General features: G+C 43.3%; 17 protein-coding genes. 11 read left to right on the top strand and 6 right to left on the bottom strand.

Annotated elements, in window-relative coordinates:
- Positions 1–412: 412 nt before the first annotated feature.
- From FB6_RS02250 to FB6_RS02240, 3 genes are read left to right on the top strand one after another with little or no spacing between them, the layout of a single operon-like run.
- Positions 413–1,762: a MacA family efflux pump subunit gene (locus FB6_RS02250; RefSeq protein WP_174558445.1), complete on the top strand. Its 1,350-nt coding sequence runs from the start codon at positions 413–415 to the stop codon at positions 1,760–1,762.
- Positions 1,763–1,764: 2 nt separating this feature from the next.
- Complete coding sequence (locus FB6_RS02245) at positions 1,765–3,744, top strand: MacB family efflux pump subunit (protein WP_174558444.1); 1,980 nt, start codon at positions 1,765–1,767, stop codon at positions 3,742–3,744.
- A gap of 11 nt (positions 3,745–3,755) precedes the next feature.
- On the top strand, positions 3,756–5,159 hold the full coding sequence (locus FB6_RS02240; RefSeq protein ID WP_174558443.1) for an efflux transporter outer membrane subunit: 1,404 nt from the start codon (positions 3,756–3,758) through the stop codon (positions 5,157–5,159).
- A 64-nt stretch (positions 5,160–5,223) separates the two neighbouring features.
- Here the strand turns inward: FB6_RS02240 and FB6_RS02235 are convergent, their stop codons facing one another.
- The gene (locus FB6_RS02235; RefSeq protein ID WP_174558442.1) at positions 5,224–5,745 is read right to left on the bottom strand and encodes a CHAP domain-containing protein; all 522 of its coding nucleotides are present in this window, start codon (positions 5,743–5,745) and stop codon (positions 5,224–5,226) included.
- A gap of 596 nt (positions 5,746–6,341) precedes the next feature.
- Here FB6_RS02235 and thyA point away from each other — a divergent pair.
- The 5 genes from thyA (at position 6,342) to msrA (ending at position 10,109) form a co-directional block, all read left to right on the top strand.
- On the top strand, positions 6,342–7,184 hold the full coding sequence (gene thyA / locus FB6_RS02230; RefSeq protein ID WP_174558441.1) for a thymidylate synthase: 843 nt from the start codon (positions 6,342–6,344) through the stop codon (positions 7,182–7,184).
- Positions 7,185–7,303: 119 nt separating this feature from the next.
- Positions 7,304–7,816 (top strand): dihydrofolate reductase, encoded by a 513-nt coding sequence (locus tag FB6_RS02225; RefSeq protein ID WP_174558440.1) that lies wholly within the window; start codon positions 7,304–7,306, stop codon positions 7,814–7,816.
- Positions 7,817–7,844: 28 nt separating this feature from the next.
- Positions 7,845–8,909, top strand: a complete 1,065-nt coding sequence (locus FB6_RS02220; RefSeq protein ID WP_174558439.1) for an Lnb N-terminal periplasmic domain-containing protein — start codon at positions 7,845–7,847, stop codon at positions 8,907–8,909.
- 96 nt (positions 8,910–9,005) lie between these two features.
- Positions 9,006–9,467, top strand: coding sequence for an META domain-containing protein (locus FB6_RS02215; RefSeq protein ID WP_174558438.1), 462 nt, complete (start codon positions 9,006–9,008; stop codon positions 9,465–9,467).
- Between the two features lie 117 nt (positions 9,468–9,584).
- On the top strand, positions 9,585–10,109 hold the full coding sequence (gene msrA, locus FB6_RS02210; protein WP_174558437.1) for a peptide-methionine (S)-S-oxide reductase MsrA: 525 nt from the start codon (positions 9,585–9,587) through the stop codon (positions 10,107–10,109).
- Positions 10,110–10,188: 79 nt separating this feature from the next.
- Here the strand turns inward: msrA and FB6_RS02205 are convergent, their stop codons facing one another.
- The 5 genes from FB6_RS02205 to FB6_RS02185 all read right to left on the bottom strand — a co-directional run bounded on the left by FB6_RS02205 (position 10,189) and on the right by FB6_RS02185 (position 13,883).
- The gene (locus tag FB6_RS02205; RefSeq protein WP_174558436.1) at positions 10,189–10,593 is read right to left on the bottom strand and encodes an ExbD/TolR family protein; all 405 of its coding nucleotides are present in this window, start codon (positions 10,591–10,593) and stop codon (positions 10,189–10,191) included.
- Positions 10,593–11,216: a MotA/TolQ/ExbB proton channel family protein gene (locus FB6_RS02200; protein ID WP_174558435.1), complete on the bottom strand. Its 624-nt coding sequence runs from the start codon at positions 11,214–11,216 to the stop codon at positions 10,593–10,595. The genes FB6_RS02205 and FB6_RS02200 overlap by 1 nt, the downstream gene beginning before the upstream one ends.
- Positions 11,217–11,236: 20 nt before the next feature.
- The gene (locus FB6_RS02195; RefSeq protein ID WP_174558434.1) at positions 11,237–12,025 is read right to left on the bottom strand and encodes an energy transducer TonB family protein; all 789 of its coding nucleotides are present in this window, start codon (positions 12,023–12,025) and stop codon (positions 11,237–11,239) included.
- 211 nt (positions 12,026–12,236) lie between these two features.
- Complete coding sequence (gene purU, locus FB6_RS02190) at positions 12,237–13,103, bottom strand: formyltetrahydrofolate deformylase (protein ID WP_174558433.1); 867 nt, start codon at positions 13,101–13,103, stop codon at positions 12,237–12,239.
- A 78-nt stretch (positions 13,104–13,181) separates the two neighbouring features.
- Positions 13,182–13,883 carry a TetR/AcrR family transcriptional regulator gene (locus FB6_RS02185; protein WP_174558432.1) on the bottom strand — a complete coding sequence of 234 codons (702 nt, stop codon included), beginning with the start codon at positions 13,881–13,883 and terminating at the stop codon, positions 13,182–13,184.
- Between the two features lie 115 nt (positions 13,884–13,998).
- Here FB6_RS02185 and FB6_RS02180 point away from each other — a divergent pair, with 115 nt between their 5' ends.
- The 3 genes from FB6_RS02180 (at position 13,999) to rpmG (ending at position 16,014) form a co-directional block, all read left to right on the top strand.
- Complete coding sequence (locus FB6_RS02180) at positions 13,999–15,447, top strand: coniferyl aldehyde dehydrogenase (RefSeq protein WP_174558431.1); 1,449 nt, start codon at positions 13,999–14,001, stop codon at positions 15,445–15,447.
- Between the two features lie 162 nt (positions 15,448–15,609).
- On the top strand, positions 15,610–15,846 hold the full coding sequence (gene rpmB, locus FB6_RS02175) for a 50S ribosomal protein L28 (RefSeq protein WP_000048256.1): 237 nt from the start codon (positions 15,610–15,612) through the stop codon (positions 15,844–15,846).
- A 12-nt stretch (positions 15,847–15,858) separates the two neighbouring features.
- Positions 15,859–16,014, top strand: coding sequence for a 50S ribosomal protein L33 (rpmG, locus tag FB6_RS02170; RefSeq protein ID WP_001205031.1), 156 nt, complete (start codon positions 15,859–15,861; stop codon positions 16,012–16,014).
- Positions 16,015–16,128: the final 114 nt, after the last annotated feature.

Raw genomic sequence — 16,128 nt, 5'->3', positions numbered from 1 at the left:
AAAAAAAAGATTTTTTTAATTTCCAGAAAAAATTTAATTAACTAAACCAACCCTAAAAAAGGTACAGTCTCAAAAAAAATTCAAATCAAAACCACATCATCCAATTAAGATGTCATCTGCTCTGAATGCATCTTATTTGTTGGCACAAATGCATTTACCCAATAATCTTTTTATAAAACACCATGGTCAGACAAAACATTTCAAAAATGCATTCGGACTAAATGTAGGCAAACAAGTTGAACTCCCACATCGCTGCATCAAACAGGTGTAGTACTCAAGCACATCATCGCTTTTGAGTTTTTTAAATGAACAATAAAAAAGAAAATAATTCTCATTTGTTTTTAAAAAGTTCACGTTTTATCCTTATTTAGCTTTTATAATATTTTCAATTTTCTAAACTTATAAGCTCACCATGCCAAAAATAAAACCATCTAAAATCGTTGTCGCGGTGGTCTGTATTCTTGCTATTGCCGTTACTGCCTGGTTTTTCCTGAAACCTAAAGAACAACAACCTCAATATATTACTAGTGAAGTTAGTCGTGGTGATATTGAAGATTCAGTCCTTGCAACTGGCGTACTGGAAGCCACCAAGATGGTGAGCGTGGGTGCACAGGTGTCTGGTCAGGTCAAAAAGATGTATGTGAAATTGGGTGATCAAGTCAAACAAGGTCAACTGATCGCACAAATTGATTCGATTCGTCAGGAAAATGATCTCAAAACGGCTGAAGCGAGCATTAAAAACCAGCAAGCTCAACTGGCCGTTAAACAGGCCAATTTAGCCAAAGTTGAAGCGGAATATCACCGCCAGCAAGCCATGTATACCCAAGATGCAACTTCACGTGCCGAATTGGAATCAGCATTAGCCAGCTATAAAACAGCACAAGCTGACATTTTAGCGATTAATGCCCAAATTGAACAATCTCGTTTAACTTTGGCAACTGCCAAGGAAGACTTGGGTTATACCCAAATTGTGGCACCAATGGATGGCACCATTGTAGCGATTGTGACTGAAGAAGGTCAGACCGTAAACGCCAACCAAAGTGCACCAACGATTGTTAAACTGGCCAAACTCGACAATATGACCATCAAGGCTGAAATTTCTGAAGCCGACGTGATGAAAGTGGAAGAAGGTCAAACCGTTTATTTCACTACACTGGGCAATAGCGACAAAAAGCATTACGCTAAACTTCGTCAAGTCGAACCGGCACCCAATTCCATCAACACTGAAAGTACCAATTCTTCAACGTCATCTTCAAGTACAGCGGTTTATTACAATGCCTTGTTTGATGTACCAAATGAAGATGGCAAATTACGAATTGATATGACTGCACAGGTTTATATTGTCTTAAATGAAGCCAAAAATGTATTAACCGTTCCTGCTGCTGCTTTGCAGACCTCAAACCGCCCTCAAGGCAAACGTAATCAGCAAACCGGCAGCACAGACAAAACTGCAGAAAAACCTGCAGCGAGCAATGATCAAGCCAAAGCAGATCGTCCTAAACGCCTTGAACTTTCCGCAGAAGAAAAATCATGGATTGAACAAGGGAAAGCAACCATGGCAATGGTACGTGTGGTTCAGGCAGATGGCGTAGCAAAACCACAACCGGTGTTAATCGGCTTAAATAACCGTGTCACTGCTCAAGTGATCAAAGGTTTAAAACAAGGTGATAAAGTCGTCATCGCAGATGCTTCTGATACCTCAAATGATTCTGCAAAACGTAGTAACCGTGCTGGCGGTGGTGCTGGTCCAATGAGAATGTAATGATGAGTCTAGATCAACAACCTTTGCTCAAGGTCACAGATCTGACTCGTGAATTCCCTGCCGGGGAAAGCACCATTCAGATTCTAAAGGGCATTAATTTAGAAATTTATCCGGGCGAACTGGTCGCGATTGTCGGTCAGTCCGGTTCGGGTAAATCCACCTTGATGAATATCTTGGGATGTCTGGATCAGCCAACATCCGGTAGCTATCAGGTCAAAGGACGTGAAACACGCAAATTAGAACCGGATGAACTGGCACAACTGCGCCGTGAATATTTTGGTTTTATTTTCCAGCGTTATCACCTGTTGGGTGATCTCACTGCAGCCGGTAACGTTGAGGTTCCCGCGATTTATGCCGGGGTCGATGCTTCTGCCCGTCAAAAGCGCTCAACCGAACTGCTTTCAGACCTAGGTCTGGCCGAAAAAACCCAAAACCGTCCCAGCCAGCTTTCCGGTGGTCAGCAGCAGCGGGTGTCGATTGCGCGTGCCTTGATGAACGGTGGTGATGTGATTCTGGCCGATGAACCAACCGGTGCATTGGACAAAAACAGTGGTATTGAAGTGATGCGTATTTTACGTGAACTGAATGCCAAAGGTCATACCATTATTTTAGTCACCCACGATCTAAATGTGGCGAAGAACGCTTCACGTATTATTGAAATTAGTGACGGCAACATTGTTTCAGACCGGGCCAATGTGCCTGAAACGGATGGTGAAGTGCTGGAAAAACAGCAGCTTGATCGTACCCCGCAAAAGAAAACGCCGCCTTGGCGTTCGGCCGCAGACCGGCTGGCTGAAGCATTCCGCATGGCCCTACTGGCCATGAATGCCCACCGTATGCGGACCTTCCTGACTATGCTCGGGATCATTATTGGTATTGCATCAGTGGTATCGGTGGTCGCTTTGGGGAATGGCTCGCAGAAACAGATTCTGGAAAATATCAGCAGTCTGGGAACCAATACCATTACCATCTATCAGGGACGTGGCTTTGGCGACAACTCCAAAACTGCGCAGGTGAAAACTCTGGTACCTGCCGATGCAGAAGCTCTTGCCGAACAACCTTATGTGGATGGGGTCAGTCCTTCTGTGACTAATAGCGTCACCGCACGCTTTAAAGATACTGAAGCTTCCGCAACCGTTAACGGTGTGAGTGAAGACTTTTTCTATGTCAAAGGCATGAACTTTGAATCCGGGCAGCCTTTTGACAAAGCAGAAGTGACTGAACGTGCCCAAGATGTCGTCATTGACAGCAACACCAAGAACACCTTCTTTAGCGATGGTACCAATCCTGTGGGTCAGGTCATTTTGCTGGGTAGTGTACCCAGCCGGATTATTGGCGTGATTGAAGCGCAAAAATCGATGATGGGAAATTCAGACAGTCTGAATGTGTATCTGCCCTACTCAACCGTGATGAGCCGTATGCTCGGCCAGGCCAATGTGCGCAGCATCATTGTGCGGATTAAGGATGAATACCCGAGTGCAGCTGCTGAAAATGCCATTCTGAACTTGCTGGTACAACGCCACGGCGCACAGGATGTATTTACCCAAAATGCCGACAGTATCCGTGAAACCATTCAGCAGACCACCAAAACCATGACCCTGCTGGTTTCAGCGATTGCCGTAATTTCACTGATTGTCGGCGGGATTGGGGTGATGAACATCATGCTGGTTTCCGTGACTGAACGCACTCAGGAAATCGGGGTGCGTATGGCCGTAGGTGCCCGCCAAAGCGACATCTTGCAGCAATTCCTGATTGAAGCCGTACTGGTGTGTATTTTAGGCGGCATCCTTGGTGTCATGTTGTCCTTAGGTATTGGCCAGCTGATTAGCCAGTTTGCTGGTGATAGCTTCCAGATGGCCTATTCAACCACCTCGATTGTGGCGGCCTTTGTCTGCTCCAGCATGATCGGGATTGTCTTCGGCTTTATCCCTGCCCGTAATGCAGCACAGTTAAATCCTGTTGATGCACTTTCTCGCGAATAAGGAGAGATAGAATGCAAATCAATTTTACCCGACTTGCCAGCGCCCTGATGTTAAGTGGTTCATTGGTGGGTTGTGCTGCGGTGGTGAAAACACCTTATGAACAACCTGCCGTGAATATGCCGGGCAGTTTCCAGAACAGTAAGGCCATGAGTCAGCAGGTACATGCCGATGTCTATGCTGATCAATGGTGGACGTTGTTTGGAGATGCCCAGCTGAATCAACTGGTCAATCAGGTACTGGCCAAAAATACCGATCTGGCAGTTGCCGGGATTAACCTGCAACAGGCCCGCTTACAGGCCGGTTTGGCTCAAAACAAGCAAGGGCCACGGGTCAGCTCCAGTGTATCAGCGGGGCATAACATTGACCTAAATTCAGGCGATGATTCATCACGCGGCTTATCTTTAAGTGGCGGGGTGAGTTATGAACTGGACCTGTTTGGTAAGCTGGCACGTCAAACTGAAGCCAGTAAATGGGAAGCCTTGGCCACTGAACAAGACTTGCAAAGTACGGCCCAAAGTTTGCTGGCGACAACCACCAATTTATATTGGCAGTTGGGGTATTTAAATGAACGCTATCAAATGGCGCAGCAAAACCTGGCCAGTACGCAAAAGATTTATGAACTGGTACGCACACAGTATCGTGCTGGAGCAGTTTCCGGTCTGGATTTAACCTCGGCCGAGCAATCGGTGCAAAGTCAAAAAGCCACCTTAAGCCAGATTGAACAGCAAAAAGTCGAAACCCGAACCGCCTTGGCGGTATTGATGCAGCAGCCAGTGCAACAGCTGAATATTGCCGAACCACAACGCTTGCCTCGGATCACCTTGCCGACCATTGCCGCAGGTTTACCGGCGGATTTGCTGTCACGTCGTCCCGACTTGCAGGCGACCGAATTGCGTTTACGCAAAGCCTTAGCGACTAAAGATGCCACCAAGGCCAGCTATTATCCCTCTATCAGCCTGACCGGAAATCTAGGCTCTTCCAGCACGTCGTTAAGCAATCTGTTACAGAATCCGGCCCTGACTTTAGGTGCCAGTCTGAGCTTGCCTTTTTTGCAATATAACGACATGAAGAAAGATTTGGCGATTAGTGATCTGGATTATGAAAAAGCCATCGTCCAGTATCGTCAGACCTTGTATCAGGCCTTTGCAGATGTGGAAAATGCCCTGTCCTCTCGTACCGAATTAAATAAACAGGTGGCCTTACAGGAGCGCAATGTGCAACTGGCGGAGAAAACTGAACGTTTAACAGAAGTCCGCTACCGTAATGGTGCCATTGCATTGAAAAACCTGCTGGATGCACAGGAAACGACTCGCAGTGCCCGTTTGTCTTTGGTACAAACCAAACAAAGCCAATACAATGCCTATGTGACCTTAATGCAGGCTTTAGGCGGTAGCCCGATCAAACAGCTACCTTGAAGTTAAAGCATTAAAAAAGCCTCTAATGAGGCTTTTTTATTGAATCCAGTTTTATAGAAAAACTTTAGAAACTCGGACGGTAATATTTATAAGTCAAACCTTTTTCATTATAAACGTCATAACTTTTCTGCCTAAAGTCAGAGACCCATTGCTTGCCGGTAAATCCTGCAATATGACCGTATGTATGCTTACCGGTTCGATCTATAATATAAATATCACCTTCTTTAGGTGCATCAAACTTAGGATTGATTTGTCTATAGCCGATGTTCATCAAGGTACTACCCCAGTCAGCGGCAGCAACAGGATGACTTTGAAATCGTGCCCCTGCCGATTCGAGCGCCAGTCTGATACTTTTGGCACATTTTTGTGAACTGGTATTTGAACTAATACTTTGTAAGAAACCGGTGAACTTATTGATATCAATCCGCTGCCCATTTTGAGCCATCATTTTCTTTTGGGAGTTTGATTGAAAGGAGGAGAATTCTGAAGATTTCTTGGAATTTTTACCGGATTGGGAACGTATTATGATGTTAGCCTGCACAGGAGCATGAACTTCACTCAAGTTTACATTATGATCATAAGCCATTCTTTACTCAACACTCCTACCCTAGAAACCACGGGCCTTTCACTTATTCCGAAGCCACAGATACTACCGCTTTAAATGAGATATTTCATGCAAAAAATGTAATAATTTTTATACATATCTCATATTTTGGCTTAACTGACTATTTTTTAATTATTTTAGTCCCGAAAAAATCATAAACTTAATTTCAAAAGTCCAAAAATCGCCCTAAGTACATCCAAACCTGACCATCGGCACTACAGATATTTCGACGACTCAAACCCGCCTAGCTTCCCTTTGTAAAATCCATCTTTCAATTCACTTAATAGTGATCTCAATTTACATATGCACGGATCAAATTCAGGCTTTGCTACGCCATCATCCCGCATATTCAGTTTTACGATTTTTTATACTGATCATATAGATGGACACTTTAGAATTTAAAGCAGTATTCTCATCATTAAAATTAAAAGCACCTTAATAAAATATAAAAATCAAAATCTTATAAATATAAATCCAATTATTTCATCCACATTCACTACGTGATATCTGCTGTTTCCTCACCCTAAAAAAAAAGCTAATATAGCCGGTTAGCAAAATGAATTAATTCTGAGAGAACCATGCGCCAATACCTTGACCTACTACAACACATCCTCGACAACGGTGGCGACAAAGGCGACCGTACAGGTACAGGTACGCGTTCAGTATTCGGTCACCAAATGCGCTTTGATCTTTCTCAAGGTTTTCCTTTACTCACCACGAAAAAAGTTCATTTCCGTTCTATCGTGATTGAACTGCTATGGTTCTTAAAAGGCGATACCAACGTTCAATATCTACAAGACAACAAAGTGACGATTTGGGATGAATGGTCAACCGCAGAACAGACGGCGCGCTTTGGTCGCCCTGAAGGCGAGTTGGGTCCGGTCTATGGTCATCAATGGCGTAACTTTGGCGCAACAAAAAAAGAAAATGGCTTATATGAGCAGGATGGTTTTGACCAAATCAAATGGCTGATTAATGAAATTAAAACCAATCCCAATTCACGCCGTTTAATTGTGTCGGGCTGGAATCCGCAGGAAGCCGGAACAGTTGCCCTGCCACCATGCCATACTTTGTTCCAGTTTTTTGTACAGGATGGCAAGCTCTCTTGCCAGCTTTATCAGCGCAGTGCTGACGTGTTTTTAGGTGTGCCTTTTAACATAGCCAGTTATGCACTGCTCACCCATATGATTGCGCAGGTCTGTGGTTTAGGCGTAGGGGACTTTGTCTGGACTGGTGGTGATACTCACTTATATGTGAACCATTTTGAACAGGCAAAACTGCAACTCAGCCGTGAGCCTCTGCCATTGTGTCAGCTTAAATTAAACCCTGAAATTAAAGATATTTTTGATTTTAAATTTGAAGATATCGAAATTGTTGGCTATGAATCACATCCCGGCATTAAAGCCCCTGTTGCTGTTTAATTTTTCAGTATCTTTTTAACTTAATCCTCCTAAATTCCTAATTCCCCCTAAGTCCCTCTTAAAAAAGGGGGGACTTGAATAAAACAATCTCGGGGATACAGTCAGATAAGGCGAACTTTATGACCTTCCAAAATTTAGAAGTTGTGCATGTCGTGGCAATGGATCAGCAGCGCTGCATTGGTAAAAATAATGACTTGCCGTGGCACATCTCTGCGGATCTAAAACACTTTAAGGAAATTACCCAAGGCGGTGTGGTGGTCATGGGTCGTAAGACTTTGGAATCCATGGGCCGCACTTTACCTAAACGCGTCAATTGGGTGATTACCCGTGACCACAACTGGTCCTTTGAAGGCACCAAAGTCGCCTACTCGATTGAAGATGCCTTGGCTCAGGCGGTTGCCGACGTACAGACATCGGAAAAGCCAAACAGTATTTTTATTATTGGCGGTGGTGAAATTTTCATACAAACCATGCATATTGCGGACCGTTTGGAACTGACTCATGTGGAACTGAATGTGCAAGGCGATGCTTACTATCCAGAAATTCCCGCTGAATTTAAAAAAGTCGCCTCAGAACAACATATTGACGACAAATCTGGGATTGCTTTTGAGTTCGCAACTTACCGAAAATAAAGGTAATAATTAACTATAACCTTTAGATATGCATCATATAGAAAAAAAAGAATTCCTGACAGCCTTAGGCATGGGGCTACTCCACTCCATGTTCGGCCTGTTCGTGATTTTGTCTTCTATTTGGCTGTGTCTGGCGTTATGGTTTCAAGCCCCTATTAGCGGATTCATCACTCGCGCATTGATTGGAATCTGGATCAGCTTTACCTTAACCATCTTGGGTATTTATATCACCCAGTATCTACTCAACCGCCAAACCAGTGCGATCATTTATATATTGGCCTTTCTTTTAGGCCTATTTTGGTATTTAAGTCTGGAAGCCAAACAGGATCGTGACTGGAATCCAGAAGTGGCCCAAGTATTGTCATTCAAGCAAGCAGGTAATCTGGTCACGTTGCATAATGTGCGTAATTTTAATTGGCATACGGATGGCAGTTATGATCAGCGCTGGGAAACTCGTCAGTTTGATTTAAATCAAATCACCGGTGTGAATATTATTACCTCCTACTGGATGGGTCCACGTATTGCTCATACCCTGGTCAGCTTTGATTTTTCCAATGGTCAACCACTGACCTTTTCTATTGAAATTCGTAAACAAAAGAATGAAGAGTTTTCGACCTATGGAGGCTTTTTCAGAAAATATGAACTCAGCCTGGTTGCATCAGATGAAAAAGATCTGATTTATACCCGCAGCAATATCCGCAAAGAACAGGTCTATTTTTTCCCGGTAGATCTGTCCAAAGCCGAAAGCCGTGCCCTGTTTGAAGAATATCTGCACAAAGCCAATGAGCTGAAAGCACAGCCAAAATGGTATAACACGCTCACCAGCAATTGCACCACGCTGGTTTTTGATATGGTTCAAGCGGTATCCAAAAGGCATTTACCTACCGACTACCGTTTACTGGCGTCCGGATATCTACCCAATTATCTCTATGACCTGAAAGCCATTTCCCATAACTTAAGCATGCAACAATGGTACGACATTGCCCACATTAACCCTCGGGTCAGCCATTTGAATCATCTTTCTAGCGCTGAATATTCCAGTCTGATTCGTCAGGGCATTCCCAAACCCATTCCCGAGCCATCTGCGCATTAATCATGTAAAAATATATAAAACATACATTTAGCGCTAGTGAAATGACCGTATTTTTGTTTATATAGATCTAGTGAAATCAAGAATGAGAACTGCACGATGTTAAAAAAATTACTTGCTCTGGGCATAATAGGCTCTGCGATGGCTTTTACGGGTTGCACCACCACACCTAACCCGTCTGCGACAATTGAGGCTGAAAATCTGGTTCAGTTACAAAACCGCACCTGGATTGCAACGCATATTGGCAATACCGAAATCAAAACTGCCCCGTCGGCACATAACATTCCCAGTCTGCAATTTGATGCAGCCAGCAAACGTGTCAGTGGTGCGGATGGCTGTAATCGCCTGATGGGCAGCTATGAAGCCGGTCGGGACACCTTGGTGTTTGGTCCACTGGCAGGAACCAGAATGGCATGTCTGGATCAGAACAATGTAGCACCGCAATTCAATGAAGCCTTGGTCAAAGTCGCCAATTATCAGGTCTATGGCAAAACATTGAAACTGCTTGACCGTTATGGCAATGTAGTGCTGCAATTTAAGAGCGCCGTGCAACCACGTTAAACAGTTCACACAAAAGCCTGAAGCTTCAGGCTTTTGTGATTTAAAATGTAGCAATACATTGTAGCTTCATAAAAAGTCCCTATATTAAAAAACAATAAACAAATACAGGATAAAATCATGCAACAGGCATTATTTGGTGGTGGATGTTTTTGGTGTGTAGAAGCTGTATTTTTACAGCTTAGAGGGGTAGCAAAGGTGGTCAGCGGCTATGCTGGCGGCCATACGAACCATCCCAGTTATGATGAAATCTGTCAGGGCGACACCAACCATGCCGAAGTAATTTTGATTGATTATGATGAAAGCCAGATTAGCTTTGCCCAGCTTTTGGATGTGTTCTTTGCCACCCATGACCCAACTACATTAAACCGTCAGGGCAATGATATTGGTACCCAATACCGTTCCGTGATTTATTATTTCAATGCGGAGCAACAGCAGCAGGCCGAGCAAGCGATCGAGCATTTAACAGCAGAAGGTCTGAATATTGTGACGGAACTCAGCCCTGCACCTGAGTTTTTCCCGGCTGAAGAATATCACCAGAATTTCTTTGCCCGCAATCCGGCCCAAGGCTACTGCAACTTTGCCATTCCCCCCAAGTTAATGAAATTACGCAGCAAGTTTCAAGACCTGATGAAATCTGAATAATCGGCCGTGCAGCAAATTGCAGGTATAAAAAAAGCGACCCTCTCGGTCGCTTTTTTAAAATGCTCATCTAAGAATCAAATTAGTTATCACTGACAAAAGCAATATCACTGAGCCCGGCTTCGCTCGCACGTGACATCACTTGTGCAACCGTGTCATAACGGGATTCTTTATCTGCACGCAGTTGAACCGTCGGTTTACGTTCCGCCTTGCCTGCCTCATCAAAACGGGTTTGTAATTCTTCCAGAGTGATGATCTGATCATTCCAGGCCACTTCACCCTTGGCATTAATACTGACGGTGATTGCCTTCGGTGGTGGTTCAGTAATTTCAGCAGTCGTTTTTGGTAAAGTTAATGGAATTGATGGGTTAGCAACGGTTGCTGTCACCAAGAAGATGATCATCAATACCAACATAATATCGATCAGTGGAATGAGATTCATCTCATTCATACCTACGTCGTTGTCTTCACCCAATTGAAAGCCCATTAAGCTTGACCTCCAACCAAATGATTAGATGCCGCTTTTTCTGTAGCTGCTTGAGCTGAACTGTCTTGTTGCAACATGGTATCAATCAGCAAGCTATGCGCCTGGTCTTGTAATTCATGAGATAAACCACGATTCACACGGCTACAGATGTTATAGGCCAGTACCGCAGGAATTGCGACAGCCAGACCCAAACCAGTCATAATCAAGGCTTCACCAACCGGTGTAGCGACTTGAGCCAAACCGGCCTGTCCACTCTTACCGACTGCAACCAAAGCGTGGAAAATACCCCAAACGGTACCAAACAAACCCACAAATGGTGCCAGTGAAGCAATGGTACCCAAAACTGCCACGCCTTTTTCAGCACTGGCTTTTTCAGCTGAAATTTGACGCAATAACGCTTGTTCTGCTACAGCTTTACGTTGTTCAAAATTCAGCGGGGCAAATTTTGCTTTTAATTTGCTTAACGCTTGAGAAAGTTGAGCATAAGCTTGTTGCTTCAGTTGGCGAGTCCCCATTAACCGTAAAACGAAGATGGTCCATGTCGTAATCGACATTGCCAATAACACGAAATACAGGGTTTTACTCACTGCATCAGCATGTTGCCAATAAACTGAAAAGTTCATACTCGAACTCCTAATAAATGTTAGCCGCGTGGATTCAATGTCAATTCTAATGGTAGGTTAGCCTTGATTGGATAAGCCACGCCATTTTCTTTGTACGGTTTGAATTTGGAATTACGCACTGCGCGTAAAATCTTTTCATCTAAATCAGCAATACCTGTCGAACGCGTCATACGCGCTGAGGTAATTACCCCTTTTTCATTCGCTTCAATATACACCACGGCAGTACGCGTCTGACCTTCCAAGTCGCCATTGCTATAGGATGGTTTTGGCGAACGGCTCCATTGCACACCAGAACCACCAATCGAAACATTTTTTGGTGATGGCGGTGCAGGAGGCGCAGGCGGAGCGACCGGCGCCGGTGGCGCAGGTGGCGGTGTCACTGGAACAGGTTTTGCCACTTTGGTTTCAGAAATCGTAGTGCTTACTGTCGGTTTTGGTGGTGCTTCCACTGGTTTAACGACAGGTTTTGGTGTTTCTGCTTTTTTAACTTGTTGAACCTTTTCTACCTTTTTTGGTGGTGGAGGAAGCTGCTTTTTGACAATTTCAACTTTCTTCACTTCCTTAGGCTTTGGTTTTTCTTTTTTCGGCTCTGCCTTTGGTTTCGGCGGTATTGGTTTTGGTGGTTCTTGAATTTTGACAAAACGAACCTTCAACGGTTCTTTTTCAATAGGCTTGAGTTCAGGGGTTTTCATGTGCCCCACCGCCCACAATACACCCATGTGACCCACTACTACAGCAATCAATGCCGTGATAATTTTCTTTTTCATAGGATTGGGAGTTTGCATATTTAGAGCGGAAGATTGACTCATTAAAATCAGTTACCTAATTTAAGCGATTGTCGATCAATAAAGATTTCAGCAATCAAGCTCATCGGTTAGTACAATTAAAGTACGCCAATAATAAATGAGAAGTGTTTTCATTTGCAACTATTAATTCAGCAGTTTTGATGAGTTTTTTGAATCAAAAACAAAAAAGGCATGCCTAAAGCACACCTTTTAAATAAGTCATTGCTAACAATACTTATTGGAAAACAACTGTTTTGTTGCCATCTACAATAATACGGTCTTCAAGATGCCATTTTACTGCACGTGCCAAAACATTACGTTCTACATCTTGTCCAAGCTCACGCAATTGATCAACCGTGAAATCATGGTTTACCCGTTCCACATCTTGCTCAATGATTGGCCCTTGATCCAAATCAGCTGTCACATAATGTGCTGTTGCACCAATCAGCTTCACACCTTTTTCATAAGCCTGTTTATACGGATTCGCCCCAACAAAGGCAGGCAAGAATGAATGGTGAATGTTGATGACTTTCATTTCCCATTTGGCCACAAAGTCTTCATCCAGAATTTGCATATAACGTGCAAGCACCAACAAATCATTGCCTTGCATCAATTCATCGATCTTGGCATAGGCTTCGCGTTTGTTTTCTTTATTGACTGGTACCACTTCAAAAGGAATACCAAAGTTTTCTACAGCTTCACGCAAAGTTTCATGGTTCGACACCACTTTGGTAATTTCGCATGGTAAACCGCCACGCGAATGACGCCACAACAATTCAAGCAAGGCATGATCGACTTTAGACACTAAAATGCCGACTTTTTTCACGTCGCTGACCAAAGCCAAACGCCAATGCATGTTATAGCGTTCGGCAACATTGCTGGCAAAAGTCTGGATCAGACTTTCTTTACGGCTTTGCAGATTGTCCAGTTCAAACTCAACACGCATGAAATAACGCCCGCCTTGAGCTTCAGTTGCATATTGATCAAGTGCGGTAATATTTGCTCCCTGATGATACAAAAAGCTCGAAACAGCTTGCACGATCCCTGGTTTATCTTCACAAGTAATCAGTAAACGTGCTGTGTTAGCAGTGGTCATATTCATGTTGGTTTATATCACTAATCAGTTAAATCGAAAAACAAGCCGAGTATTCTAACGCTTTTTTCATGCTTTCTAAATAGATTATGTCGCGTCATGATTTTTACTTGAAGACAAACTTGCAAAAAGGTCCGAAGGTCCAAATGTTTCAAGTAAATGTTCGTAAGTGTTACGGCTTTCACCACGCAAATACGCCCCTTCCAGAAATACCATCTGGCGCAATGCCTGCCAGACCCACTTTTCTTCTAAATGGTTAGAATCGGTAATATGACCCGACATATACAAAAAGTTGGTCCAGTTGGTCAGCACAATCCACAGGTTAATGATTAAGGCTTCAATTTCTGAATCAGTCATTTGCATCAGACCGGCCGTAACGAAGGCTTTATAAATCTTTTGCCCCTGCTGCATGACCTGACCGGCAAAGCGTGGATACATTTTTCGAAAATCTTCATTATTTTCAACCAAATGATAGACATCACGATGCAAGAAACGGTATGCCCAAAGCTGGCTGCTCAGCACTTGAAAATAGCGGATCTTATCGTTGGCATCGAGCGGTCGATCATCTGGTAATGCAAGCATTTCCAAAGTTTCTTTTTGGTACTGCTCCATCAATTCCTTGATGATTTCACTTTTGTTACGAAAGTGGTAATACAAATTACCCGGGCTCATATTCAGTTCAGCGGCAATATGATTCGTTGTCACTGAACGCTCACCACGCTCATTAAATAACTGTAAGCTGAGCTGTAAAATACGTTCTTTGGTTTTCACCGTTTTGGAGTGAGACATCCTAAAGTAACCATTCATTCAATAGGTTAGCTAGCTAACACATAAAGTAACTTGACTATTTAGAGCTTTTACTCTAAAAATTAAATTAATCGCTTTTATTTAATGGTAGCAGGTCATGAATAGTCAAACAAAAACAACTTCAATGACACCACATTCTTTCGATATTCAGCACTTACACGATGTGCTGGAACACCAAAAACATGCCTATCAACGCCATCCTTTACCTACAGCAAAGGAACGGATTGATCGTTTAGCACGTTTAAAGCGTATCTTAGTTAAATATCAAGATCAATTTGCTGAAGCAATAAATCAAGACTATGGTAACCGTTCTATAGGCGAAACCAAAATCGGTGAATTACTCACCTGTCTTGAACAGATTAAATATTATAGCAAGCATTTGACCGATTGGATGAAACCTTCGAAACGCCATATCGGAATTATTCATCAACCTGCAAAAGCGTGGGTACAATATCAGCCTCTAGGCGTGGTCGGCATTATTGCCCCTTGGAACTATCCATTATTGTTGTCGGTTGGCCCGCTCATTTGTGCCATTGCTGCCGGCAATAATGCCATGATTAAAATCTCAAGTTCATCCAGCCATTTTGGTCGTGCGCTTGAAAAGGCATTGAGCGAAGCCTTTCCAACTGAATTAGTCGCAGTAATCAATGGCGGTGGTCCTATATCTGATGCATTTTGTCATTTAGCATTCGATAAAATCATTTTTACCGGCTCAACTGAAATTGGCAAAACCGTGATGGCGGCTGCCTCACAAAACCTGGTTCCGGTCATTCTGGAGCTGGGCGGCAAATCTCCGGTACTGGTTCATCCTTCCATTGAACTGGAAGATGTCGCACAACGTCTGGCTGCAGGTAAATTATGGAATTCTGGTCAGACCTGTGTAGCTCCAGACTATATGTTTCTGCCTAAAGGCAAAACGGCTGAATTTATTGAGCACTATAAAGCTTGCGTGGAAGAAATGTATCCAAGTATTGAATACAATCAGGATTATACCTCTATCATTAATGATAAACAGTACAATCGCCTGCAAGGCTACCTGGAAGATGCCCGCACCCAAGGTGCCAAAATTATTGAATTAAATCCTGCACATGAAGATTTAAGCAAAGTTCGTAAAATCGCCCCTACTTTAGTCACCGAGGTAACGACCGAAATGCGTATTATGAAAGAGGAAATTTTTGGTCCGATTCTTCCTATTCTAGAATATGATCAAATTGACGATGTAATTGACTTTATTAATAGCCGTCCGCGTCCACTTGCATTATACTATTTCGACTTTGATCAAGCTCGTGCCGACTATGTCGCACAGCATACCCATTCAGGGCATTTCGGGCAAAATATGGTATTGACCCATGTCGCACAGGATGACTTACCTTTTGGTGGTGTCGGTGCTTCAGGTATGGGCAAATATCATGGTCCAGAAGGTTTCTTCAGTTTGTCGCATGAACGGTCAGTGATGTCTAATCCTAAGTTGTATAGCTTAAAATTCATTCTCCCACCGTTTAATAAGCCGATTCACAAACTAATTTCGAAGACCCTTCTTCGATAACTGATCAAGGCATGACCTATCACACGGGATCATGCCGCGTTTTTCTTAAATTCGCTTGTCTTTTAAGCGTATTTTTGGTATAAAACGCCCCTTGAATGATTTCATCCGTTTACTTTTAATGACTAGCCGCACAATCGGTGCTGTCTAGCAATGGAGTTCACCATGTCTAAGGTTTGCCAAGTTACCGGCAAGCGTCCAGTCGTTGGCAACAACGTCTCGCACGCCAATAACAAAACCAAACGCCGGTTCGAGCCGAACCTGCATCACCACCGTTTCTGGTTAGAAAGCGAAAAACGTTTTGTACGTCTTCGTTTAACCACTAAAGGTATGCGTATTATCGACAAATTGGGCATTGAAAAGGTTGTTGCTGATCTTCGTGCTCAAGGTCAAAAGATCTAAGGAGTCAGTAGAATGCGTGATAAAATTCGCCTAGTTTCTTCAGCTGGTACAGGTTATTTCTATACTACGACTAAGAACAAACGTACTATGCCGGAAAAAATGGAAATCAAAAAATTTGATCCAAAAATCCGTCAACACGTAATCTTCAAAGAAGCTAAAATTAAATAATTTTGACTTCTTAAAAAAAGCGACCCTTTGGGGTCGTTTTTTTTTGCATTTTTTTTGCCCGACTTGTTACACTTTCAGGCATTCCTTTTTTGGCATTTTTTGTGCTTATTTTTT

Origin of the sequence: Acinetobacter bouvetii, from assembly GCF_902753875.1 — a bacterium.
Classification (GTDB): domain Bacteria; phylum Pseudomonadota; class Gammaproteobacteria; order Pseudomonadales; family Moraxellaceae; genus Acinetobacter; species Acinetobacter bouvetii_A.
Note: the sequence above shows the minus strand (reverse complement) of the source record. Positions and strands in the feature narration are given on the sequence as shown.

Bases quoted from the DNA above. Each gene is read 5' to 3' on its own strand.
- rpmG (WP_001205031.1), top strand. From the start codon at position 15,859: ATGCGTGATAAAATTCGCCTAGTTTCTTCAGCTGGTACAGGTTATTTC.
- msrA (WP_174558437.1), top strand. From the start codon at position 9,585: ATGCAACAGGCATTATTTGGTGGTGGATGTTTTTGGTGTGTAGAAGCT.
- FB6_RS02215 (WP_174558438.1), top strand. From the start codon at position 9,006: ATGTTAAAAAAATTACTTGCTCTGGGCATAATAGGCTCTGCGATGGCT.
- FB6_RS02235 (WP_174558442.1), bottom strand. From the start codon at position 5,745: ATGGCTTATGATCATAATGTAAACTTGAGTGAAGTTCATGCTCCTGTG.
- FB6_RS02180 (WP_174558431.1), top strand. From the start codon at position 13,999: ATGAATAGTCAAACAAAAACAACTTCAATGACACCACATTCTTTCGAT.
- FB6_RS02250 (WP_174558445.1), top strand. From the start codon at position 413: ATGCCAAAAATAAAACCATCTAAAATCGTTGTCGCGGTGGTCTGTATT.
- FB6_RS02245 (WP_174558444.1), top strand. From the start codon at position 1,765: ATGAGTCTAGATCAACAACCTTTGCTCAAGGTCACAGATCTGACTCGT.
- FB6_RS02225 (WP_174558440.1), top strand. From the start codon at position 7,304: ATGACCTTCCAAAATTTAGAAGTTGTGCATGTCGTGGCAATGGATCAG.
- FB6_RS02200 (WP_174558435.1), bottom strand. From the start codon at position 11,216: ATGAACTTTTCAGTTTATTGGCAACATGCTGATGCAGTGAGTAAAACC.
- FB6_RS02240 (WP_174558443.1), top strand. From the start codon at position 3,756: ATGCAAATCAATTTTACCCGACTTGCCAGCGCCCTGATGTTAAGTGGT.
- purU (WP_174558433.1), bottom strand. From the start codon at position 13,103: ATGAATATGACCACTGCTAACACAGCACGTTTACTGATTACTTGTGAA.
- FB6_RS02185 (WP_174558432.1), bottom strand. From the start codon at position 13,883: ATGTCTCACTCCAAAACGGTGAAAACCAAAGAACGTATTTTACAGCTC.
- thyA (WP_174558441.1), top strand. From the start codon at position 6,342: ATGCGCCAATACCTTGACCTACTACAACACATCCTCGACAACGGTGGC.
- FB6_RS02205 (WP_174558436.1), bottom strand. From the start codon at position 10,593: ATGGGCTTTCAATTGGGTGAAGACAACGACGTAGGTATGAATGAGATG.
- rpmB (WP_000048256.1), top strand. From the start codon at position 15,610: ATGTCTAAGGTTTGCCAAGTTACCGGCAAGCGTCCAGTCGTTGGCAAC.
- FB6_RS02195 (WP_174558434.1), bottom strand. From the start codon at position 12,025: ATGAGTCAATCTTCCGCTCTAAATATGCAAACTCCCAATCCTATGAAA.
- FB6_RS02220 (WP_174558439.1), top strand. From the start codon at position 7,845: ATGCATCATATAGAAAAAAAAGAATTCCTGACAGCCTTAGGCATGGGG.